General features: G+C 64.9%; 16 protein-coding genes. All 16 read right to left on the bottom strand.

What is annotated here, in order from left to right; genetic code table 11:
- Nucleotides 1-481: 481 nt before the first annotated feature.
- The gene (locus tag BLV97_RS08475; RefSeq protein ID WP_035844252.1) at nucleotides 482-2,161 is read right to left on the bottom strand and encodes a ribonuclease J; all 1,680 of its coding nucleotides are present in this window, start codon (nucleotides 2,159-2,161) and stop codon (nucleotides 482-484) included.
- Nucleotides 2,158-2,937, bottom strand: a complete 780-nt coding sequence (locus BLV97_RS08470; RefSeq protein WP_035844254.1) for a type III pantothenate kinase — start codon at nucleotides 2,935-2,937, stop codon at nucleotides 2,158-2,160. The genes BLV97_RS08475 and BLV97_RS08470 overlap by 4 nt, the downstream gene beginning before the upstream one ends.
- An 11-nt stretch (nucleotides 2,938-2,948) precedes the next feature.
- Complete coding sequence (locus tag BLV97_RS08465) at nucleotides 2,949-3,716, bottom strand: biotin--[acetyl-CoA-carboxylase] ligase (protein WP_035844256.1); 768 nt, start codon at nucleotides 3,714-3,716, stop codon at nucleotides 2,949-2,951.
- Complete coding sequence (gene nuoN / locus BLV97_RS08460; RefSeq protein WP_035844258.1) at nucleotides 3,706-5,148, bottom strand: NADH-quinone oxidoreductase subunit NuoN; 1,443 nt, start codon at nucleotides 5,146-5,148, stop codon at nucleotides 3,706-3,708. The genes BLV97_RS08465 and nuoN overlap by 11 nt, the downstream gene beginning before the upstream one ends.
- Nucleotides 5,149-5,158: 10 nt before the next feature.
- Nucleotides 5,159-6,724, bottom strand: coding sequence for an NADH-quinone oxidoreductase subunit M (locus BLV97_RS08455; protein WP_035844260.1), 1,566 nt, complete (start codon nucleotides 6,722-6,724; stop codon nucleotides 5,159-5,161).
- Between the two features lies 1 nt (nucleotide 6,725).
- Nucleotides 6,726-8,852 carry an NADH-quinone oxidoreductase subunit L gene (nuoL, locus tag BLV97_RS08450; RefSeq protein WP_035844261.1) on the bottom strand — a complete coding sequence of 709 codons (2,127 nt, stop codon included), beginning with the start codon at nucleotides 8,850-8,852 and terminating at the stop codon, nucleotides 6,726-6,728.
- Nucleotides 8,853-8,858: 6 nt separating this feature from the next.
- A complete protein-coding gene (gene nuoK, locus BLV97_RS08445; RefSeq protein ID WP_035844263.1) occupies nucleotides 8,859-9,164 on the bottom strand; it encodes an NADH-quinone oxidoreductase subunit NuoK in 306 nt (101 codons plus the stop codon).
- Between the two features lie 75 nt (nucleotides 9,165-9,239).
- Entirely contained in the window at nucleotides 9,240-9,854 is a 615-nt protein-coding gene (locus BLV97_RS08440; RefSeq protein ID WP_035844264.1) for an NADH-quinone oxidoreductase subunit J, read from the bottom strand.
- Nucleotides 9,851-10,261, bottom strand: a complete 411-nt coding sequence (locus tag BLV97_RS08435; protein ID WP_035844266.1) for a carboxymuconolactone decarboxylase family protein — start codon at nucleotides 10,259-10,261, stop codon at nucleotides 9,851-9,853. Before BLV97_RS08435 ends, BLV97_RS08440 begins: the two co-directional genes overlap by 4 nt.
- Nucleotides 10,258-10,752, bottom strand: a complete 495-nt coding sequence (nuoI, locus tag BLV97_RS08430; RefSeq protein WP_035844267.1) for an NADH-quinone oxidoreductase subunit NuoI — start codon at nucleotides 10,750-10,752, stop codon at nucleotides 10,258-10,260. Before nuoI ends, BLV97_RS08435 begins: the two co-directional genes overlap by 4 nt.
- A 1-nt stretch (nucleotide 10,753) precedes the next feature.
- The gene (locus BLV97_RS08425) at nucleotides 10,754-11,305 is read right to left on the bottom strand and encodes a hypothetical protein (RefSeq protein WP_143037502.1); all 552 of its coding nucleotides are present in this window, start codon (nucleotides 11,303-11,305) and stop codon (nucleotides 10,754-10,756) included.
- A gap of 3 nt (nucleotides 11,306-11,308) precedes the next feature.
- The gene (nuoH, locus tag BLV97_RS08420) at nucleotides 11,309-12,346 is read right to left on the bottom strand and encodes an NADH-quinone oxidoreductase subunit NuoH (RefSeq protein ID WP_035844270.1); all 1,038 of its coding nucleotides are present in this window, start codon (nucleotides 12,344-12,346) and stop codon (nucleotides 11,309-11,311) included.
- Nucleotides 12,347-12,371: 25 nt separating this feature from the next.
- Nucleotides 12,372-12,803 carry a hypothetical protein gene (locus BLV97_RS08415; RefSeq protein ID WP_051646159.1) on the bottom strand — a complete coding sequence of 144 codons (432 nt, stop codon included), beginning with the start codon at nucleotides 12,801-12,803 and terminating at the stop codon, nucleotides 12,372-12,374.
- Between the two features lie 5 nt (nucleotides 12,804-12,808).
- Nucleotides 12,809-14,839, bottom strand: a complete 2,031-nt coding sequence (gene nuoG / locus BLV97_RS08410; RefSeq protein WP_035844272.1) for an NADH-quinone oxidoreductase subunit NuoG — start codon at nucleotides 14,837-14,839, stop codon at nucleotides 12,809-12,811.
- A gap of 6 nt (nucleotides 14,840-14,845) precedes the next feature.
- Nucleotides 14,846-15,349, bottom strand: coding sequence for a DUF3291 domain-containing protein (locus BLV97_RS08405; protein ID WP_035844273.1), 504 nt, complete (start codon nucleotides 15,347-15,349; stop codon nucleotides 14,846-14,848).
- Between the two features lie 2 nt (nucleotides 15,350-15,351).
- Nucleotides 15,352-16,647 (bottom strand): NADH-quinone oxidoreductase subunit NuoF, encoded by a 1,296-nt coding sequence (gene nuoF, locus BLV97_RS08400; protein ID WP_035844275.1) that lies wholly within the window; start codon nucleotides 16,645-16,647, stop codon nucleotides 15,352-15,354.
- Between the last annotated feature and the right edge of the window lie 2 nt (nucleotides 16,648-16,649).

Below are 16,649 nucleotides of genomic sequence, written 5' to 3'. Positions count from 1 at the left end.
CCACGGTCCGTTCCAGCCCGCCCCGGGACACCACCTGACGCGCCGGATCGGGCCTGAAGACACGCGATGATCGTCGCGGCACGGAAGACCCAAAGCCACAGCGCGCGCCGGGTCGTGAAATCATAGCTGTTGCTGCGGGTTGAAAGATATTCTTCAACCGATTTTGCAACTTCACATGCTGCCTTTGGCCGACCGGGCCGAGGCTGAAGAAAGCCGCTTTCGACCAGGTCCGCTAGGCGGCGGGCGCCGGTCCAAATCTCGAATTCCTAGAACGCCCGCCCGATCCATTTGATCTTCTGCTGACCCGCGAAGCACCGGCTTTCAGGCCAGCGGCGCCGCGCCGATCTGGGCCCGGGCGCTGGCAAGCCCTGCCAGCGCCTCTGGGCTGAAACTCGGCTGATCTCGCGGGAGCAGGTGTCGTGCCCCCCGAGGCACCGCGCCCGGTCCTGGCCTCAATCGATCCGAAGCCGGGGCCGCGCGGTCAATCCAGCCGCGAGACCACCGTCGTCACCTCGGGCTTCTTGCCGACCTCCTCCATCGCGACCTGGCGCACGATCCGGCGCAGCGCCTCGTCCAGCTTGTCGTCGTCCTTCAGCACGCGGTGGTCGGCGCGGTTGAGAAATTCGGTCAGATCGGCCTCGATCGCCTCCACCAGCGGCGCGCCGGACTTGCCGGTCTCGGCCAGACCCATCGCATCTGCCCAGGCGTCGCCCAGCGGCTCTCCCTGTTCGTCGAGGATCACGGTCACCATCACATGGCCGTTCAGCGCCATGCGGATCCGGTCGCGGACCACGCCGTCCATCGCGCCGATCAGCACGTTGCCGTCCAGATATACGCGCCCCGTCTCGATGTATTCGGCCACCTGCGGACGCCCGGACGTCAGGTCGATCATCATTCCGTTCGTCGCAACTTCGGATGCTATCCCTTTGTCCGACGCCACTTTTGCATGTTCGCGCAGATGCCGGTGCTCGCCATGCATCGGGATCAGCATCTTCGGGCGCAGCAGGTCGTGCACGCCCTCCAGGTCCGGGCGGTTGGCGTGCCCCGAGACGTGATAAAGGCCGTCGTGATCGTCGACCACATCCACGCCCATCTCGGAAAACGCATTCATGATGCGGATCACGCCGCGCTCGTTTCCGGGGATGGTCTTCGACGAGAACAGGAACAGGTCGCCCTCGGCCAGTTGCAGCCCCAGATATTTGCCGCGCGCCAGCTGGGCCGAGGCCGCGCGGCGTTCGCCCTGGCTGCCGGTGACGATCAGCATCAGGTTCTCGCGCCCGATATCGACCGCCTGTTCAGGCGAAACGGTGCTGGGGAAATCGGTCAGCACGCCGCTTTCCACCGCCGCGGTCACCATCCGTTTCATCGCCCGCCCCAGCAGGCAGACCGAGCGGCCCGCTGCGCGCCCGGCCTCGGCCAGCGTCTTCAGCCGCGCCACGTTCGACGCGAAGGTCGTCGCCACCACCATGCCGCCGGCCCCGGCAACCAGCGCGGTCAGCGGTTCGGCCAGGGTCGATTCCGACCGCCCGGGCCTAGGCGAGAAGATATTGGTGGAATCGCACATCAACGCATGAACGCCGTCGCCTTCCTTGGCGATCGCATGCCATTCCTCGGGGGCGAAGGCCTCGCCCACCACCGGCGCGCCGTCCAGCTTGAAATCACCCGTATGCACGACCCGCCCGGCCGGCGTATCGATGATCAGCGCCGAGCTTTCGGGGATAGAATGCGACACGGGGACGAATTGCACCCGGAAGGGCCCGGCCTCGACCGCATGGGGACGCGGCTCGACCACCGAGACGACATTCGGTTGCAGGCCGCGGTCTTCCAGCTTCATCGCCGCCAGCATGCCGGTGAAGCGGCGGCAGAAGACCTGCGCCTTGAGCTGCGGCCACAGATGGGCGAGCGCGCCGATATGGTCCTCATGCGCATGGGTGATGAAGATCGCTTCGATCCGATCGGCGCGCGCCGCCAGCCACGATATGTCGGGCAGGATCAGATCGACGCCGGGCGTCGTGTCCATATCCGGAAAGGTCAGGCCCAGATCGACGACGATCAGCCGTTCGCGCCCCTCGGGGCCATAGCCATAGACATAGCAGTTCATACCGATCTCGCCCGCGCCGCCGAGGGGCAGGTAGATCAGCCGGTCCTTCTTTTTGGTCATGTGGGGCCGTTTTCCTTGTTGTATGCATGAATCACGGTCAGGCCGTGCATTGTCAGATCCTCCTCGATCGTGTCGAAAAGGACGTCTCCGGTGGCGAACAGCGGCGCGAGGCCGCCGGTTCCGATGATTTTCATGGGCTGGTCGTATTCGTCGCGGATGCGGCCGCAGATCTCACGCACGAGGCCGACATAGCCCCAGAAGATCCCCGATTGCATGCAGGCGACGGTGTTGGTGCCGATGACGCTTTGCGGCTTGGTCACGTCCACATGCGGCAGCGCGGCGGCGGCCATGTGCAGCGCCTCAAGCGACAGGTTCACCCCCGGCGCGATCACCCCGCCGACATAGGCGCCATCCTGGGCCACAACGTCGAAGGTGGTGGCGGTGCCGAAATCCACCACGATCAGATTGCCGCCGTGGCGCTCAAAAGCCCCGGCCGAATTCACCAGCCGGTCCGGCCCCACCCCGGTGCCGGGATCGACGCGCGGCGGTACCGGCAGCAGGCAGTCGGGGCGGCCCACCACCAGTGGCCGGGTGTTGAAATAGCGATCCGCCAGCACCCGCAGGTTGAACACCACCCGCGGCACCGTGGACGAAATGATCACATCCTCGATCTCGGGGCGGATGCCGTGATGCCCGACCAGCGTCGAGAACCAGACGAAATACTGATCGGCCGTGCGCTGATGCTCGGTCGAGGTGCGCAGCGTGCACAGGAACCGCGTGCCGTCCCAGATCGAGAATACGGTATTGGTATTGCCGCAATCAATGCACAGAAGCATCGCGCCCTCCTTCAAAAGAAGACCTCTGCCGCGGGGATCGCGCGGCGCCCTTTGGCCGTGTTTAGGACAAGGTTGCCCATCGCGTCCACCGTCTCGAAGGTTCCGGGGATGCTCTCATGGGTTGTGCGGGCTACGATTTCCTCTCCGATCCGGGCGGCGCGCTGCAGCCAGGCCTCGCGGATCGGGGCGAAGCCTTGGGTGGTGAAGAGGGTTTCGCGCGCGGCATAGGCGGGGGCCAGAAGATCCAGGAATTCCTCGGGGGTGACGCGGGCGCCGGTTTCGGCGATCAGGCTGACCGGGCGGGTGGCGCCGGGTTCGACCTGGGCCGCCTCGGGCGCGGCGGCCAGGTTGATGCCGATGCCGATCGCCAGATGGCTGACCCGCGGCCCCTGCCCCGTGCTTTCCAGCAAGATCCCCGCCACCTTGCCACCGTTCAGAAGCACGTCGTTGGGCCATTTCACCGAGAAGGGCTCGGCCCGGCCGGTGACGGCGACGAAGGCGTCATGCAGCGCCAGCGCCGCGACGAAGCTGCGCAGCGCCACGATCTCGGGGCGCTCGGCCGGGTGCATGACCAGCGTGGCCGCGAAATTGCCCGCCGGCATCGCCCAGGGCCGGCCGCGCCGGCCGCGCGCCGCATTCTGGTGCCGCGCCAGGATCCATTCCGGCGCCGTCAGCCCCGGCGCGCGGCGCGCGGCCTCGGCATTGGTGCTGTCGGTCTGGTCCAGGATCACCCGGCCATAGCCCGCAGGCCAGCCCCGGCGCGCAAGATCACTGGACAAGCGTCAGCGCGGCGGCCTGCGCCAGCCCCTCGACCCCGAACAGGTTGATGACCCCCAGCAGCGTGACCGCGGCCGAGCCCATCAGCATCACCCAGGGCATCACCCCCATGGGGCCGGTGTCGAGGCCCTCGTTTTCCTTGCCGAAATACATCAGATAGACGATCCGGATGTAATAGACCGCGCCGATCACCGAGGCGACCACGGCCAGAAGCGCCAGCCAGTACAGATGCGCGTCGATCGCCGCCTTGAGGACGTAGAACTTGGCGATGAAGCCCAACATCGGCGGCACCCCCGCCAGGCTGAACAACAGCACCATCAGCGCCAGCGCCTTCAGCGGCTCCTTATTGGCATAGAGGTTCAGCGCCCGCAGATCGGTGATCTGCACGCCGTCGCGTTCCATCGACAGCATGAAGGCGAAGACGCCGATCGTGGTGGTGGCGTAGATCGACATGTAGATCAGCATCGCCTGCACGCCCTCGGGGGTTCCCGCCGACAGGCCCACCAGCGCATAGCCCATATGGGTGATCGAGGAATAGGCCATCAGCCGCTTCAGGTCGTTCTGGCCAAGCGCCGCGACCGCACCCAGGAACATCGAGCCCACCGCCAGCACAGACAGCACCTGGCTCCATTCCTGCACGGCGGTACCGAAGGCGCCGAACAGCAGCCGCGCCAGCAGCGCCATTGCCGCCGCCTTGGGCGCGGTGGCGAAGAAGGCGGTCACCGGGGTGGGAGAGCCCTCGTAGACATCGGGGGTCCACATGTGGAAGGGCACCGCCGAGATCTTGAACGCCATCCCCGAGATCAGGAACACCAGACCGAACAGCAGCCCCAGCGACATCTGCCCGCCATGCACTGTCTGGATTATGCCCGAAAACAGCGTCGTGCCGGAAAATCCATAGGTCAGCGAGGCACCATACAGCAAGATGCCCGAGCTAAGCGCGCCCAGGACGAAGTATTTCAGCCCCGCCTCGGTCGACTTGATGCTGTCGCGGCGCAAGCTGGCCACGACATAAAGCGCCAGCGACTGCAGTTCCAGCCCCATGTAAAGCGACATCAGGTCGCCGGCCGAGACCATCACCATCATGCCGACGACGGCCAGCGCGATCAGGATCGGATATTCGAACCGCCCCAGGCCGCGCTTGGCCATGTAATCTTGCGACATCACCAACACGGCGGCGGCCGAAAGCAGCACAACCACCTTCGCGAAACGCGAGAACCCGTCGTCGATGAACATGCCGCCAAAGGCGGTATGGGTGCCCGGCCCGGTCACCCCGATCCAGAAGGCCAGCACCGCGAAGACCCCGGCCGTGGTCCAGGTGATCACCGGCATGGCGCGGTCCTTGCTGGTGTAGGCCCCGAACATCAGCGCCGCCATCGCATAGACCGCCAGCACGATTTCGGGAAGCAGAAGGCTCAGATCGTCGGAAATCATCGGCTTGTCCTTAGTGCTGCATGGGCGCGGTCAGCGCCGCCGGGTCGAAGGCCGCCTGGGCCGCGGTCACGTCGTTCACAAGGTCGGCCACACTGGGCCCCACCAGGTCGGTCACCAGCGAAGGATAGACCCCGAACAGCAGCGTCAGCGCGATCAGCGGCGCGAAGATGAACTTCTCGCGCAGGTCCAGATCCTTGATGCCCTTCAGGCTTTCCTTGATCAGATCACCGAACACCACCCGCCGGTACAGCCACAGCGCATAGGCCGCAGACAGGATGATCGCCGTGGTGGCGAACATCGCAACCCAGGTACTCACCTGGAAGGCGCCGACCAGGATCAGGAATTCTCCGATGAAGTTGGCGGTGCCGGGCAGGCCCACATTGGCCAGGGTGAAGAACATGAAGACCAGCGCATAGACGGGCATCCGGTTCACCAGTCCGCCGAAGGCCGCGATGTCGCGGGTGTGCATCCGGTCGTAGATCACGCCCACGCAAAGGAACAGCCCCGCCGAGACGAAGCCATGCGCGATCACCAGCATGATGCCGCCCTCGATCCCCTGCTGCGTACCCGAGAAGATACCCACCAGCACAAAGGCCATGTGCGCGACCGAGGAATAGGCGATCACCTTTTTCATGTCCTGCTGCACCAGCGCCACCAGCGAGGTGTAGATGATCGCCACCACGGCCAGCGCCATCGCGATCGGGCCCAGTATCTGGGTGCCCACCGGGAACATCGGCAAGGTGAAGCGCAAAAAGCCGTAATCGGCCATCTTCAGCAGCACCGCCGCCAGCACGACCGACCCCGCGGTGGGCGCCTCGACATGGGCGGCCGGAAGCCAGGTATGCAGCGGCCAGAGCGGCATCTTGACCGCGAAGGAGATGAAGAAGCCAATCCACAGAAGCGTCTGCAGCCCGCCCTTGATCGGAATGCCCAGCACGTCGAACGTCTGATAGTTGAACCGGTGGGTCAGCAGCCCGCCGCTGTTGGCCGAACCGGCCATATCGGTGGTGCCGGTGACGCGATAGATCGCGATGATCGCGACCAGCATGAAGATCGACCCGCCGAAGGTATAGATAAAGAACTTGAACGCCGCATAGACCCGGTCCTTGCCGCCCCAGATCCCGATGATCAGGAACATCGGGATCAGGCCGCCCTCGAAGAACAGGTAGAACAGCACCAGGTCCAGCGACATGAACACCCCGAGCATCAGCGTCTCGAGGATCAGGAAGGCCATCATGTATTCCTTGACCCGCGTGGTCACGTTCCAGCAGGCCAGGATCACAAGCGGCATCAGGAAGGTCGTCAGCAGCACGAAGCTGATCGAAATCCCGTCGACCCCCATCTTGTAGTGCAGCCCCAGGATCCAGCGATAGTTTTCCTGGAACTGGAAGCCGGTGTTCGACGGGTCGAACCCGGCCAGGACGAAGAGCGAGATGATGAAGCTCGCCGTGGTGGCCAGCAGCGCCACATATTTGGCGTTGCGCTGCGCCGCCTCGTCGGTGCCGCGCAGGAAGACGGCCAGCACCAGCGCCGCCACCGACGGGATGAAGGTGATGATGGAGAGCAGATTGTCCATGTCAGTGTGCCCCTCCGGAGAGCGTCATCCAAGTCACCAGAAGGGTAATGCCGATCACCATGGTGAATGCGTAAGTGTAGACGTAGCCGGACTGCAGCCGCTTCGCGAGGCCGGTGAGATAGGGGATCACCCGCGTCGCCAGGCCGTCGATCGTGCCGTCGATGACAACGCCGTCGCCCCAGCGCCACAGGAAGCGCCCCATCGCCAGCGTCGGCTTGACCAGCACCGCGTCATAGATCTCGTCAAAATACCATTTGTTCAGCAGGAACAGGTAGAGCGGGCGGTTGGCTTCGGCCAGGCGGCCGGGCAGCGCCGGGCTGCGGATATACATGATCCAGGCGGCCAGCGTGCCCAGAAGCATCGCGATGAAGGGCGAAAGCTTCACCCAGTCGGGCGCCGCGTGGGCGTTCTCGATCGCGTGGTTCTCGCTTCGCAGGAAGATCGCGCCGAACCCGGGCACGTTGGCCTCGGCACTGCCGGCCTCGTCCGCCAGCTTGGTGCCGGGGGAAACATCGCCGGTCGTGGCGATGGTGGGCGCCGATCCGCCATGGCTGGCGGCGGCGCTGGCCTCGGCAGAATGCGGCAGGTGGAAGAAGCGCGTCATGTCGGCGTGGCTGCCGAAGAAGCTGTTGTACCAGACCATCCCGGCAAAAACCGCACCGACCCCCAGCACGCCCAGCGGGATCAGCATGACCAGCGGGCTTTCCTTGGCATGTTCATGCGCGTGACGGTCGCCCCGGGGCGTGCCGAAGAAGGTCATGAAGATCAGCCGCCAAGAATAGAACGCGGTGAAGGCGGCGGCCACAACCAGCATCCAGAAGGCATAGCCGGCGCCGTCGGCACCCCAGACGCCCTCGATGATCGCGTCCTTGCTGTCGAAACCGGCAAAGCCCAGCGGCACGCCGAACAGCGCGTCGCCCACGAACGGAATGCCGGTCCCGGTGATGGCCAGCGTGCCGATCACCATCATCCAGAAGGTGAAGGGGATCTTGCGGCGCAGCCCGCCATAGGCGCGCATGTCCTGTTCGTGGTGCATCGCGGTGATGACCGAGCCCGCGCAAAGGAACAAGAGCGCCTTGAAGAAGGCATGCGTCATCAGGTGGAACATCGCCGCCGAATAGACGCCGGCGCCGGCGGCCGCGAACATGTAGCCCAGCTGCGAACAGGTGGAATAGGCGATCACGCGCTTGATGTCGTTCTGCACCAGTCCCACCGTCGCCGCGAAGAAGGCGGTGGAGGCGCCGATCACCAAGACCACCATCGCCGCGGCGGGGGCGTATTCGTAGATCGGCGACATCCGGCAGACCAGGAACACGCCGGCGGTGACCATCGTGGCGGCGTGGATCAGCGCCGACACGGGCGTCGGACCCTCCATCGCGTCGGGCAGCCAGGTGTGCAGGAACAGCTGCGCCGACTTGCCCGCCGCGCCGATGAACAGAAGCACCCCGATCACATCGGCCGCGTTCCAGCTGCGCCACAGGAAATGCAGCTGCGTGTCGCCCATCACCGGCGCCTGCGGGAAGATCACGTCGAAATTGACACTGTCGGTCAGGTAGAAGATCGCGAAGATCCCCAGCGCGAAGCCGAAATCACCGACCCGGTTGACGATGAAGGCCTTCATCGCCGCCGCATTGGCCGAAGGCTTGCGATAGTAGAAGCCGATCAGCAGATACGAGGCCACCCCAACCCCTTCCCAGCCAAAGAACAGCTGGACCAGGTTGTTCGCCGTCACCAGCGACAGCATCGCGAAGGTGAAGAAGCTGAGATAGGCGAAGAAGCGGGCCTTGTAATGCTCGCCCTCCTTCCAGTTCTCGTCATTCTCCATGTAGCCGATCGAATACAGATGGACCAGCGACGACACCGTGGTGATCACCACCAGCATGATCGCGGTCAGCCGGTCCAGGCGGATCGACCACTGGGCCTCGAAGCTGCCGGAATCGATCCAGCGCATGACCGGGATGATCTGGGTGTGGCCGTCGAAGGTGAGGAACACGATCCACGACAGAAGACAGGCGAGGAACAGCACCGCCGTGGTCAGGATCTGGGCGCCGCGCTCGGTGATGTAACGCCAGCCGAAGCCCGCGATGATCGACGCCGCCAGCGGCGCGAGAACGATGAACGGAAGCATGTGCCCTTACCCTTTCATCACGTTGACGTCTTCGACGTCGATCGTGCCGCGGTTGCGGAAGAAGACCACCAGGATGGCCAGGCCGATCGCGGCCTCGGCGGCGGCGACGGTGAGGACGAACATGGTAAAGATCTGCCCCACCAGATCGTCCAGATGGGCCGAGAAGGCGACGAGGTTGATGTTCACCGCCAGAAGCATCAGCTCGATCGACATCAGGATGACGATCACGTTCTTGCGGTTCAGGAAGATGCCGAAGATGCCGATGACGAAAAGCGCCGCCGCCACCGCCAGGTAATGTGTCAATCCGATCATGTCGTCCCTCCGGGTCTGGCCCGTCTCTTTCATTCTTTTCGCCCGGTTCAGGCCCGGGCCTCGATCTTCGCGCGGCTAAAGCCCCTGCCCGGGCTTCACATCCTTCAGCTCCATCGTCTTGGCCGGATCGCGCCACATCTGATCCAGCACGTTCTGGCGCTTGACGTCCTTGCGGTGGCGCAAGGTCAACAGGATCGCACCGATCATCGCGACCAGCAGGATCAGCGCCGCCAGCATGAAGAGGTAGACGTATCTGTCATAAAGCAGCAGCCCCAGCGCGCGGGTGTTCTGCACCTGGTCGGGATCCGGCGTCACCGCCTGGCGCAGCGCATCGGCATTGGGCGCGGCATGCCAGCTGCCGAAGAGCACGGCGAATTCCAGCAGCAAGATCACCCCGATCAGCAGCGCCAGCGGCATGTAGCGCGCCATCTCGGCCTTCAGTTCGGAGAAATCCACATCCAGCATCATCACCACGAACAGAAACAGCACCGCCACCGCACCGACATAGACGATGATCAGAAGCATCGCCACGAATTCCGCGCCCATGGTGACGAACAGCCCCGCCGCCGACAGGAATGTCAGGATCAGCCACAGGACCGAATGCACCGGGTTTCGGGCAATGGTGACGAACAGCCCCGAAGCCACCGCAACAATGGCGAAGAGGTAGAAGGTGAAAGCCGCGACAGTCATGCGCTGTCCTCCTCATGGTCGTCATAGACCTTCTGCGCGATCTCCAGCGCACGGGTCATGGCGGGGACGCCGCCGAACATGGACATCTGGGAAATCACCTCGGCGACCTCCCGCTTCGTCGCCCCCACCTCGATCAGGTGGCGGATGGTCAGCCGGATCTGCGGCTCGGCCTGGGCGCCCAGCACCGTCAGCGCGGCCAGGGTCACCAGAAGCCGGGTCTTGGCGTCAAGCCCCTCGCGGTTGAAGGTGCGGCCGAACCACATCTCCATCATCTCGGCCGGCATGGTCGGCATCAGCGCGTCGAAGCCCCGGCCCGGCATCGACTCGAGCGCCGGGTTGAAGGCGCGGACCATCTCCTGCCCCTGCTCGACCATCGCCTGGAACATCTTGGTGAAGCCCTCGGTCATCTGTACGGCGCGTCCAGTTCCAGGTTGCGGGCGATCTCGGCTTCCCAGCGTTCGCCGTTGTCCAGCAGTTTCTGCTTGTCGTAGAACAATTCCTCGCGCGTTTCGGTGGCGAATTCGAAATTCGGCCCCTCGACGATCGCATCGACCGGGCAGGCCTCTTGGCAGAAGCCGCAATAGATGCACTTGGTCATGTCGATGTCGTAACGCGTGGTCCGGCGCGAGCCGTCGTCGCGCGGCTCGGCGTCGATGGTGATGGCCTGGGCCGGGCAGATCGCTTCACAGAGCTTGCAGGCAATGCAGCGCTCCTCGCCGTTGGGATAGCGGCGCAGCGCGTGCTCGCCCCGGAACCGGGGCGAGAGCGGGCCCTTCTCGTGGGGGTAGTTCAGCGTCGCCTTGGGCGCGAAGAAGTATTTCATCCCCAGGCCGAAGCCCTTGATGAAATCCACCAGGAAGAAGTATTTGACGGCGCGGTTGAAGTCGATCTTGCTCATGTCAGCCTTTCGGGCAAACGGGCGCGGTTGCCATCACCTTGGTAAAATAGGCTTTTCCTTCCGCCGACAGTGGCTTGACGCCATCGAGGGCGGGCCATTCGGGCTTTGGCAGCTTGGCCTCGACATGGCAATAGAGGTTCTGGAACCCGGCCTCGCAGCCGGTGTTGCCGCGCCCCTTGCACATGTCGGCATCCGCCAGCACCGCGAAGCCGTAGACGAAGGGCGGACGCGCATCCGGGCCGTTCAGCTTCTTCAGGATCGGATGCACCAGCTGGGTCAGATCCTTGGGCTGCGCGCGCGCCGCCGCCTCGACGAAGGCGGCCTGCAGGAAGGCCATCGAAGGCGAGGTCTTTTCGCCGGTCGCGGGCTTGATCTTGCCTTCGAGGTACAGCGTCAGCGCCGATTCATAGGCGCATGAGAAATCGCCTTGGTTGTAGCAGGACTTGGCGGAATCCCAGGTCGCGCCAGGCATGGCAGCCTGAGCGCCCTGGGCGAGCACCAGCGGCGATAAGCCCACCAGGGCTGTGAGGAGGTAGGAGGTCATACGTTTCATGAGTTATATACCTATCGTCCAACGGGCCCAGAAATGCCCGAAGATTTCATATTTTGCGAGGAACGCCACGATCACGACCCAGCCCAGGCTGAGCGGCAGGAACACCTTCCAGCCGATCCGCATCAACTGGTCGTAGCGGTAGCGCGGTACGATCGCCTTCACCATCGAGAACAGGAAGAAGAAGACCGCCATCTTGGCCACCATCCAGAAGGCGCCGTCAGGCAGCCCGGGGATGGGGCTGAGCCAGCCGCCGAAGAACAGCAGGCTGAGCAGAGCGCTCATGAGCCATATGGCGATGTATTCGCCGGCCATGAACAGAAGGAACGGGGTCGAGGAATACTCGACCTGATAGCCCGCCACCAATTCGCTTTCGGCCTCGGGAAGGTCGAAGGGCGGGCGGTTGGTCTCGGCCAGAGCCGAAATGAAGAACAACACCACCATCGGCAGATGCGGCAGCCAGTACCAGTCCAGAAGGCCAAGATTGCCCTTCTGCGCGGCGACGATGGCCGAGAAGTTCATGCTGCCGGTCGAGATGATGATGCCGATGATGATCAGGCCCAGGCTGACCTCGTAAGAGATCATCTGCGCGGCCGAGCGCAGCGAGCCGAGGAAGGGATATTTCGAGTTCGAGGCCCAGCCGCCCATGATCACGCCGTAGACTTCCAGCGACGAGACCGCGAAGACGAACAGGATGGCCACGTTGATGTCGGACAGCACCCAGCCCTGGGCGATCGGAATCACCGCCCAGGCCAGAAGCGCCAGCACGAAGCTGAGCATCGGCGCCAGCATGAAGACGAACTTGTCCGCCCCCGCCGGGATGACGATTTCCTTGACGACGTATTTCAGCGCGTCGGCCACCGTCTGCAACAGGCCCCAGGGCCCCACCACGTTCGGCCCGCGACGCATCTGCACCGCGGCCCAGATCTTGCGGTCGCCATAGACGAGGAACAGCAGCGAAATCATCACGAAGGCGATCACCAGGATCCCCTGCAGGATGATCAGTAGTGCCGTTCCCAGCCCGGTTTGCAGAAATTCAGCCATATGCTCTCACCTGTCCTTCAGGTCCTCAGACCGTCGGTATCCCCTGTGCCCCGCAATCGCGCACCGTTACTTCCGCGTCGATGGTCTTGGGTCCGGGCGGCAGCGCCGCCGAGATCGTATAGACCGCATCCGCGCGCCAGACCCCGCCATCCACGTTCACCGTCGTCCGCACCTGCCGGGCAAAGCCGAAGCCCCGGATCAGCGCGTATTGGGCCGCCGCGCAACGCGCATAGGCCAGCACGTCGTCCGGCCCCAGCGCGCCGGTCATCGAAACCCGGAAATCGACCAGATCCTTGTCGATCAGGACCGTGTCGATGCCCCGGTAAACCACCGGCGGCGCGCCCGCACCGCGGGCCTCTGCCGGCGCCCCCACCCCTTGCGCAGGCGCGCAGCCGCCCAGCATCGCCAGCGCGGCGATGGCAGCGGCCGGGGCCTGGGTCTGGGGTCTGCGGATCATCGGCCCTACTCCGCCGCCAGGGGCGCGTCGCGCCTTGCCGCCGCCATCCGGGCCAGTTCCCCCATCAGCTGCGAAGCCCGCGCGATCGGGTTGGTCAGATAGAACTCGCCTACCGTGAAACGGAAGGTCGCGGTCGCCGGTTCCATCGCCTCGACCGGCTGCCAGCGGTTTTCGGCCACCTCGTCGATCCGCGCCAGATGCGGATGTGCCGCGATCAGCGCGCGCCGCAGATCGGCCAGGCTGTCCCAGGGCTGGGTCGCGTCCAGTTCCGTCGACAGCGCCCGCACGATTGCCCAGTTCTCCTTCGCCTGGCCCGGCGCGAAGCCCGCGCGCAGCGCGAGCTGCGGCCGGCCCTCGGTGTTGACGAAAAGGCCGTTCTCTTCGGTGTAGGCCGCGCCCGGCAGGATCAGGTCGGCCCGGTGCGCGCCGCGGTCGCCATGGCTGCCCTGGTAGATCACGAACGGCCCGCCATCCGCGTCGCGCGCGATGTCGATCTCGTCGGCACCAAGGTTATAGACCACCTCGGCGTCCTCCAGCGCGGCCATGCCGCCCTCGGCCACCGCGCCCACATCCATCGCGCCGACCCGGCTGGCGGCCGTGTGCAGCACCAGGAATTTCGAATTGCTGTTCTCGGCAAGCTTCATCGCATGGCCCAGTACCGCGGCGCCGTCGGCCTCGGTCAGCGCGCCCTGCCCCACGATCACGAGGCTGCGCCTGGCCTTGGTCTTCTCGCTGATTTCCTTCGACGACAACGCCACCAGCGCTGCCCGATCGGTGCCGACATGGGCGTATTCGTAGGTCAGGTCAACCGCTTCTCCGACAACCCCGATCTGCGCTCCGCGCAACCATGCCTTGCGGATCCGCGCATTCAGCACCGGCGCCTCTTCGCGCGGGTTGGTGCCGATCAGCTGGATCATCTCGGCTTCGTCGATATCCTCGATCCGCGCCGTGCCGACATAGGCCGACCGGTTGCCCGCCGGCAGCCGCGCGCCATCGGTGCGGCATTCGACCTGGCCGCCCTGCCCCTCGATCAGCTGTTTCAGCGCGAACACCGCCTCGACCGGGGCCAGATCACCGACCAGGCCCATCACCTTGCGGCCCTTCATCGCCGCCGCCGCGGCCGACAGCGCCTCGGGCCAGGTGGCGGGGCGCAGCTTGCCGTTCTCGCGGATATAGGGGGTGTCCAGGCGCTGGCGCCGCAGACCGTCCCAGATGAAGCGGGTCTTGTCCGAGATCCATTCCTCGTTCACCCCGTCATGGTTGCGCGGCAGGATGCGCATCACTTCGCGCCCCTTGGTGTCGACGCGGATGTTCGACCCCAGTGCATCCATCACGTCGATTGTCTCGGTCTTGGTCAGCTCCCACGGCCGGGCGGTGAAGGCGTAGGGCTTCGACACCAGCGCGCCCACCGGGCACAGGTCGATGATGTTGCCCTGCAGGTTCGAGGCCAGCGTCTGGTTCAGGTAGCTGGTGATCTCGGCATCCTCGCCGCGCCCGGTCTGGCCCATCTGGGCGATGCCGGCCACTTCGGTGGTGAAGCGCACGCAGCGGGTGCAGGAGATGCAGCGCGTCATGTGGGTTTCGACCAGCGGGCCGAGGTTCAACTCCTCCGTCGCGCGCTTGGGTTCGCGATAACGGCTGAAGTCCACCCCGTAAGCCATTGCCTGATCTTGCAGATCGCATTCGCCGCCCTGGTCGCAGATCGGGCAGTCGAGGGGATGGTTGATCAGCAGGAACTCCATAACCCCCTCGCGCGCCTTCTTGACCATGGGGGAGTTGGTCTTGATCTCGGGCGGCTCGCCGTTGCGGCCGGGGCGCATGTCGCGCACCTGCATGGCGCAGGATGCGGCGGGCTTGGGCGGGCCGCCGACGACCTCGACCAGGCACATGCGGCAATTTCCGGCGATCGACAGGCGTTCGTGATAGCAGAAGCGCGGGATTTCCACCCCCGCCTGCTCGCAGGCCTGGATCAGCGTAAGCGCGGGATCGACCTCGATTTCCTTGCCGTCGATGATGATGGTTTTCAGATCAGCCATTCTTTCCTACTCCGCCGCCATCGGGCTGCAGCCCCGTGTTTTCCACAGCTGCGCGTCCTTCAGATGTGCCCAGCCAAAGGCATGGTCGCTATCGCCATGCGCCTCGAAATGCCGGAACCGCGCCATGCCTTCGGCAATGCCGGGGCGATGCCCCTCGGGCACCCACCACATCACAAATCTCAAACTCTTCACCGCGTCATACCACTCGGCGCGCCGTTCATAGAACCGCCGGTGCACGGTGTTCCAGACGAAAGCCTCAAGCGAGGCCACATCTTCCCAGACCGACAGGGTCGAGGCGGTCCGGGGATTGCCCCCAAGTGCGCCCTCGGGATCATTCTGCTCCGCCTCCATCGCGTCATCGCCCAGCCGCCAGACAAAGCCCGGGCTGCGCGCCGCCACCCCGTTGACGAGGTCGAGCCCGTCAACGAAATCCTTTACCCGGGGATCGTCCCAGTCGTGACGCAGAACCCCGAAGTTCAATTCGGCGATATGATGACCCGTCGGTTGCATCCCTACTCCGCCGCCATCGCGCCCATGCGGCCCGTCTTGCGCGCCTTGATCCGGTCCTCGATCTCTTCGCGGAAGTTGCGGATCAGGCCCTGGATCGGCCAGGCCGCCGCGTCGCCCAGGGCGCAGATCGTGTGGCCCTCGACCTGTTTCGAGACGTCGAACAGCATGTCGATCTCCTCGATCTCGGCCTCGCCGCGCACCAGACGGTCCATCACCCGCATCATCCAGCCGGTGCCCTCGCGGCAGGGCGTGCACTGGCCGCAGCTTTCGTGCTTGAAGAATTTCGACAGCCGCCAGATCGCCTTCACCACGTCGACCGACTGGTCCATGATGATCATGCAGCCGGTGCCGAACGAGGACTGGTTCTCGCGCATCCAGTCGAAATCCATGATCCCGTCCTCGATCTGGTCGCGGCGCAGCACCGGACAGGAGGCGCCGCCGGGAATGATCGCCTTCAGATTGTCCCAGCCGCCGCGAATGCCGCCGCCGTGCTTTTCGATCAGCTCGCGCACCGGCAGGCTCATCTGATCCTCGAAGACGCAGGGGGTGTTCACATGGCCGGTCAGCGCGAACAGCTTGGTGCCGGCGTTGTTGGGCCGCCCGAAGGAGGCAAACCAATCCGGCCCGCGGCGCAGGATCGTCGGCGTCACGGCGATCGATTCCACGTTGTTCACCGTGGTCGGGCAGCCGTAAAGCCCCGCGCCGGCCGGGAACGGCGGCTTCATCCGGGGCATGCCCTTCTTGCCTTCCAGGCTTTCCAGAAGCGCGGTTTCCTCGCCGCAGATATAGGCGCCCGCGCCGTGGTGCAGGTACAGATCGAAATCATAGCCCGATCCGCAGGCGTTCCTGCCGATCAGCCCCGCGTCATAGCATTCGTCGATCGCCGCCTGCAGCGCCTCGCGCTCGCGGATGTATTCGCCGCGGATGTAGATATAGGCCGCATGCGCCCCCATCGCGAAAGAGGCGATCAGCGCCCCCTCGATCAGCGTGTGCGGATCATGGCGCATGATCTCGCGGTCCTTGCAGGTGCCGGGCTCGGATTCGTCGGCGTTGATCACCAGATAGCAGGGCCGCCCGTCGCTTTCCTTCGGCATGAACGACCATTTCAGGCCGGTGGGAAAGCCCGCGCCGCCGCGCCCGCGCAGCCCCGAGGCCTTGACCTCCTCGACGATCTTGTCGCGGCCGCGCGCCAGGATCTCCTTGGTGCCGTCCCAATGGCCGCGCTTGCGCGCCCCGGCAAGCGAACGGTCGTGCATGCCGTAGAGATTGGTGAAGATCCGGTCCTGATCGCTCAGCATCT

The organism is Allgaiera indica, assembly GCF_900106675.1.
Taxonomy (GTDB): domain Bacteria; phylum Pseudomonadota; class Alphaproteobacteria; order Rhodobacterales; family Rhodobacteraceae; genus Acidimangrovimonas; species Acidimangrovimonas indica.
Note: the sequence above shows the minus strand (reverse complement) of the source record. Positions and strands in the feature narration are given on the sequence as shown.